The sequence below is a fragment of the Vibrio sp. Vb1018 genome (genome assembly GCF_033338775.1).
Classification (GTDB): Bacteria; Pseudomonadota; Gammaproteobacteria; order Enterobacterales; family Vibrionaceae; genus Vibrio; species Vibrio alginolyticus.
The window spans coordinates 175,468-181,749 of the sequence record NZ_JAWOTI010000009.1; the positions used below are offsets into that span (position 1 = coordinate 175,468).

The 6,282-nt window shown below is 38.5% G+C and carries 3 protein-coding genes and 1 pseudogene; 1 reads left to right on the forward strand and 3 read right to left on the reverse strand.

Annotation, left to right across the window (positions count from 1 at the left end):
* Positions 1 to 60: 60 nt before the first annotated feature.
* The 3 genes from R7Z10_RS12110 to wecA all read right to left on the reverse strand — a co-directional run bounded on the left by R7Z10_RS12110 (position 61) and on the right by wecA (position 4,219).
* A complete protein-coding gene (locus R7Z10_RS12110) occupies positions 61 to 1,446 on the reverse strand; it encodes a hypothetical protein (RefSeq protein ID WP_318104946.1) in 1,386 nt (461 codons plus the stop codon).
* Between the two features lie 314 nt (positions 1,447 to 1,760).
* The gene (locus R7Z10_RS12115; RefSeq protein ID WP_318104947.1) at positions 1,761 to 2,762 is read right to left on the reverse strand and encodes an NAD-dependent epimerase; all 1,002 of its coding nucleotides are present in this window, start codon (positions 2,760 to 2,762) and stop codon (positions 1,761 to 1,763) included.
* A gap of 377 nt (positions 2,763 to 3,139) precedes the next feature.
* Complete coding sequence (gene wecA / locus R7Z10_RS12120; RefSeq protein WP_318104948.1) at positions 3,140 to 4,219, reverse strand: UDP-N-acetylglucosamine--undecaprenyl-phosphate N-acetylglucosaminephosphotransferase; 1,080 nt, start codon at positions 4,217 to 4,219, stop codon at positions 3,140 to 3,142.
* A 1,148-nt stretch (positions 4,220 to 5,367) separates the two neighbouring features.
* Between wecA and R7Z10_RS12125 the strand changes: the two are divergent.
* Positions 5,368 to 6,204: pseudogene (locus R7Z10_RS12125) on the forward strand (MBL fold metallo-hydrolase); the annotation flags it as partial.
* Between the last annotated feature and the right edge of the window lie 78 nt (positions 6,205 to 6,282).

The following is a 6,282-nucleotide window of genomic DNA, read 5'->3' on the forward strand; positions in this document are numbered from 1 at the left end:
AAAACTTTCATTTAAACTCAACCTTTAAAAACAACTAAATAGTTATGTTATAAAAATAACCTAAAAAAATAAATTCTTCACATTGATTTTTATTTTATTAATAATTAAAAATGGAAAAATAAAACTATTACAAATCCAAGATATAGTACTTACATTTATTAATTTCAATGCCTTAGGAACAACAAATAATAACATGACCGTTTCCATCAATATAAAGGAAAAACCTACAGCCTTTAATTCAAAGCCCGTAATTTCGTTTAAAACCCAAGCAGAAACCGGTACAACACTAGAAGCGAGGAAAAATATTTTCGATATACTTGCATGATTATTAGTTGCATTAAAAATAGTAGATGATGTATACCATATAGAATTAAATACAATTGAAATTATAAATAACAATAATAAATCACGTTCTACTAAAACCTCACCTCTCGTCCATAACTCAATTAGATTAGGGCCAAACATTAATAGGAAAGTAGCAGTAGACACTCCAAATAAAATCCCGATAGATGTAGAAAACTTAAATAACTTTCTTAGGCCATCTAAATTTTTTTCACCATGCAGCCTAGAATATTCAGGCCAAGTAGATAAATGAATCAGATTACTAATTTGGAACGCCATATTAACAAGGCTTCTTAAGCTTGTTAATATTACGACACTTGCACTCCCAACATAAGCATTAGTAAACAATAACATACCTTGATTCGTTATGGCTCTACCTAATGGATAAGCCATGAATGCCAGTCCTAGATTTATTGATTCTTTGAGGCTACTTATATCAAATGCCTTAAACCCAGGTCTCAAATTAGGAGCAATTTTAGCTGAGTCATAAGAAATAAATAAAATACCAACAATATATGACAAAACCATTACAGCCGATATATTTGTAACATTTTTTATACCTAGAATTAACAAACACGCTACTGAGACAATACTAAAAAGCCGTATGGTATTAATTATTACAACTCCCCTAGAGTTTTTGCCAACAGCACGATATATTCCTCCAAATATACCTACTTGCAGGTTCAGCAATGCAAAAACTGCAAGCTCACAGAAGACAAATCTTGCATCGTCTTCACTAATATATTTTAATTTTAAAATACTAGCCAAATCTAGTACATTGACTAGTAGTAAAATTAACGAACCCACAATAATAGATATCCCTAATTGTGCCGTCCATACTGTATGTAAACTAGTTTTAGCACAGGCTAAATCTCCTTTGCTCATAGCTATAGTCATTTTATTCTGAGCGACATTCATCAATCCCATATTTGAAAGTGCTATATATGATGGTAACGCTGATAAAACTAACCACTCTCCATAAAGTTCAATATGCCAAAAACTTAAATATAATGGCACAGTAAGAACTAAATATATTAAACTCACAACCTGAGCATAAATATTAGCTAAAAAGTTAACAGTAAGCCTTGCTTTTAATTTTGTCATTTGTTATTAACATCTTTAATAAATTAGATTAAAGGTTCAAATAGAATCACCATTTATAATTCATCACCAAGTCCTAACCTGCATTCTGTTTTCACATCGTAAATGGTTATAAACTTCTAATTAAAACATAGTTATATAGTCTTAGAATTAAATCAAAATCTAATTATTTTAATTGGTATCGACACAACCTTAAATATATTCACCTACAAAACCAGGTTATAACTTCTGGATTATACTTTGGACAATTTCATAACAGTATTTTTTTTGGGGGGGAGGGCGATTATTACTTAAATATGATATTGTATTACGAGTTTCTATAGGTAATAGTTTCTAAACCACTCGACAAACTCATTCACACCTTCTCGTACATCGACTTCAGGCTTATACCCAGTAGCCTCATATAGAGCTGTCGTATCTGCAAAGGTTTGATAAACATCGCCAGGCTGCATAGGCATAAAGTTTTTCTTCGCTTCTATTCCTAATGATTCTTCTAACGCTTGGATGTACTCCATGAGCTTTACAGGTTTGCCATTTCCAATGTTGTACACACGATAGGGTGCAGAGCTAGTTGCCGGTGAACCTTCTTCAACAGTCCAATCACTATTCTCCTCAGGTATAACATTCTGGATCCGAATGATTCCTTCTACGATGTCATCGATATATGTGAAATCACGGCGCATGTCACCATTGTTATAAATATCGATGGTTTCGCCTTTCACGATTTTATGAGTGAACTTGAGCAGCGCCATGTCCGGACGCCCCCATGGACCATAAACAGTAAAGAAACGTAATCCGGTTGTAGGAATGTCGTAAAGGTGAGAATAAGTGTGTGCCATCAACTCGTTAGACTTTTTGGTTGCGGCATACAGAGAGATAGGATGGTCGACAGAATCATCGGTACTGAAAGGCACCTTTCCATTTAGACCATAAACAGAACTGGAGGAAGCATAAACGAGGTGTTTAACTTTATTGTGGCGACACCCTTCTAAAATATTTAGGTGTCCCACTAAATTGCTGTCCGCATACGCGAGAGGATTATCAATAGAGTAACGCACACCAGCTTGAGCCGCTAAGTGGATTACTCTATCAAACTGTTCACTGACAAACAGCTCTGGGATTGCCACGCGGTCGGCAATATCCAGTTTGATAAACTTAAATAGACGGTGTTCGATTCGCTCTAAACGAGCATACTTCAAGTTAACGTCGTAATAGTCGTTAATGTTATCAATGCCAACAACATCGTGGCCCATTTCTGTCAGGCGTTCGACAACCGCACTGCCAATGAATCCAGCAGCGCCTGTTACTAAGTATTTCATATTATTTTCCTAGACAACCTAAATCCCCCTGTAAAGGGCATATATTGGTTTATATTTATCAACACGAGACACGTACAAAAAAACGTACTGGCGTTAACAAGATTAGTGTTTGTAACCAGCATTTTTCTTATTTAATTTTTATTTTGGTCTGTGCTTCATCACCTCACCGCTTGTGCAATCGAAGCTGTTTTTCCAGCGATATCTATAGAATCCTTCACCTTAAATCGTGAAGTTTTTCTACATTTCATCTCAGACTTCGGTTACGCATAAGACAGTTTTTATTCATTTTGAGACAGTCAGTTTTCGCTAACCACCTGTAATTACTTGATTTGGCCTATTTTGGCTACCCTGCCCCAATAGGCCTTTTTTTTAATTTTCTACTTAGACGTAAACTGAAGTCCTAAAGTATGAAATAGCTTGTTAAACCAAGAAGAGATACGCCAAATATGGCTAATTACCGAAAAATAGCATGCAAACAAAATCAAGAAAGCTACAAACATTACTGATTCACTAATGCCAACAAAGTCAGCCCACAAGCCGATAGCGGCACAAATCGATGCCATCGAACAGATGAAAATTAACGTTGCACCTGGTGAAAGCCCAATACGTTGGCAAATATGGTGTAGATGTTCTCTGTCTGGTTGGAATGGGGACTGACCTTTACGAATACGACGGATCATAATGGTTGCCATGTCCATCAAGGGTAAGGCAATTAACCACAGAGCGGTGACTGGCTTGAAGGCTACAGCTCCTGGTTCTTGCGTGCCACTAATTAGCATCCAGACCACAGTAAAGCCGATGAACATACTGCCTGCATCACCCATGAAGATCTTAAAGCGACGACCTAGTGGGAAACCTAAGTTCAGGAAGATATAAGGAAGCATCGCAGTCACTATCATTAAACAAATCGTCACCAAATATTCATTTCCGTTGTACGCAAAGACAATACCCAACGCTGTAAAGGTGACCGAGGCTAACCCGCCCAGCAAGCCGTCTATGCCATCAACCATATTAAATGCGTTAATTGCGCCTATTACCGCAATAACGGTGATCACTGCGCCAGCGACTTCATTAAGGGCAATGGTTTCGCTCCCCATTAAGTAGCCTAAATCGTGTAAGCTGTGGCCTCCGATGTAAATCATCGCAAGGGATATTCCGGCTTGGATAATAAGACGAATTTTGAAACTTACATCGTAGTAGTCATCTAATGCGCCGAGCACTATAAGCACAGCCGAACAAGATAAGTAGAGTGATAGGTTGTCATTCATTGGTAGGAACAGAAGGAACCCGACCAGTATAGTAGAGAAAATGGAGATACCTCCTACAAGGGGTACGACACCTTGGTGAAGCTTTCTTGCATTGGGTTTATCTACTAGACCTACGCGCTTAGCAACTTTGCGCATAACAAAAAGTAGAACGAACGACAAAATAAATACAAATAAATATGCATTATTCATGATAGCCAACTGTGTTATTAAATAAGTTTGAGGTAAATCTATAACGCATCCGACTGATTTCCTTTACGGATTCCATTGCATCACAGGTCCGATACTGCTAATTCTTGCTTCGCTCGTATCTAGACACGCCGAACTCTAAGAATGAGCAGGTGATTTTTGGGCGTGACAAAACCGAATTAGCCAACGTGGGTTGTAACGCATTGCAAACGCTAATTCCTAATATTGAATATGTAAGTAACTGAGTTCCACCGACACTAGCTCGTGACGGTCATCGGTTCTCAGCCTTTTATAGGCAGGCCAAATACAAAGCTGAACATACTAACTGACGGTTTGGACCGGTAGTTAAGTACTTCTATAAACCTAGTATTTGGTTTTGATAGGTATGAGAAATGAAGATTTAAATTGTAACCTATGCCTAACCAACATTTGCTCGCCACTTTGTTAGCTTTGAGCGTCCCTCTGACAAAAGGGAATTACATAAATTTGTAATAGTTCTCGTTTTTTATAAATCAATCTTGCCAGAAATGCACTTAGATGCTTATTATTATTAAAAGTTATTTCACTTTTCAGATGCTTAGCTTTAGAGACCTCGGAGTTATAACGACTTCGGGCACGCTACCGCCCCTAGGTCTGGCTCCTAGAGGCAATTGAAATGTTCACGATTTAATCGGTTGCATCTCCGATCTGGTGACGAATTGTATAGTAAACTCGTTGCAACGAAAAGCCATTCAATCGAAAAACTTACAAAAAAATAGCTCTTTCCTGACACTTAAAGCGTCAGAAATGTGTCGGTTTTATAAAATTATAATTATCAGACGCCCATTTACGCAGTTAGGACTAAGCAGCCAGTGACGTTGATTCCAAAAGATTAAATGCAAATAATTGCAATAATATGAATTGCATCACAAGCAGTTGCAACTTAACACAGTCAAATTTATGACGAACATCTAAGTCTCTCTAAACTTTCAGTTTTGCCATTTTCTTTCTCCTATTTTGCTTGCCTACAATACGCTCACTTATTCACTATCTGCCTGCTTACCCTACCTACTGAGCGATTTACCGAATCGCTGCCAAATAGTGAGGTTTGGCTACGTGTAATATAGATACTCACAAGCGTAAGCTAGCAAAGGTAAAAGCGTCGTTTTGTTATGAAAGTACTGCACCACGGTGGGAAAAATACGGTTACTGGCTCTTGCCACGAGCTCGTGTTACAAAATGGAAGTGTGCTGATCGACTGTGGTTTGCTACAAGGTGAAGATAATGCTCAGCGGCAGAGTTTGAATATCGACTTTTCTATCTCTGATCTCAAAGCGGTTGTTCTAACCCATTCTCATATCGATCATGTTGGTCGGCTACCTTGGTTATTGGCTGCTGGCTATAAGGGGCCTATTTACTGTACGGAAGCCTCCGCTGAGCTCGTACCGCTTATGTTAGAAGATGGATTAAAGCTCCAACTAGGCATGAGGCATCATCAAAGGGAAAACGTGCTCGATTTTATTCGAACGCTTATTCGCCCTTGCCCTTATTCCCAATGGATAGAGATTGAAGAACATGCCTCTCTTCGCTTTCAACCAGCAGGACACATTTTAGGGTCTGCATATGTTGAGTTTCGTTTATCAAACAATGAGGTTGTTGTGTTCTCAGGGGATTTGGGCCCTCGTAACACGCCTCTCCTACCGGATCCGGTATCGCCTGAAAAAGCTGACTATTTGTTTATCGAGTCGACATACGGCAATAAAGTTCACGAAGATGTAGAGTCTCGCAGTAGGCGATTGCTTTCTATTATTGAGCATGCACTTCAGGATGGTGGCGTAATTGTTATACCGGCTTTTAGCGTCGGGAGAACTCAAGAGTTACTCTTTGATATAGAACAGCTTATTCATGAGCACGCTTTGCAAGATTCACTGCCTATTATTCTTGATTCTCCTTTGGCTAAAAAGGTAACTAATACCTATCGCCAATTTAAAAAGCTTTGGGGAGCAGAAGGGCTTTGTTGCGTAATTCGATGGAACTAAATCAAGAAACTACGATCTGAGCGGCTACGCCCATCAATCGTCGTAGCC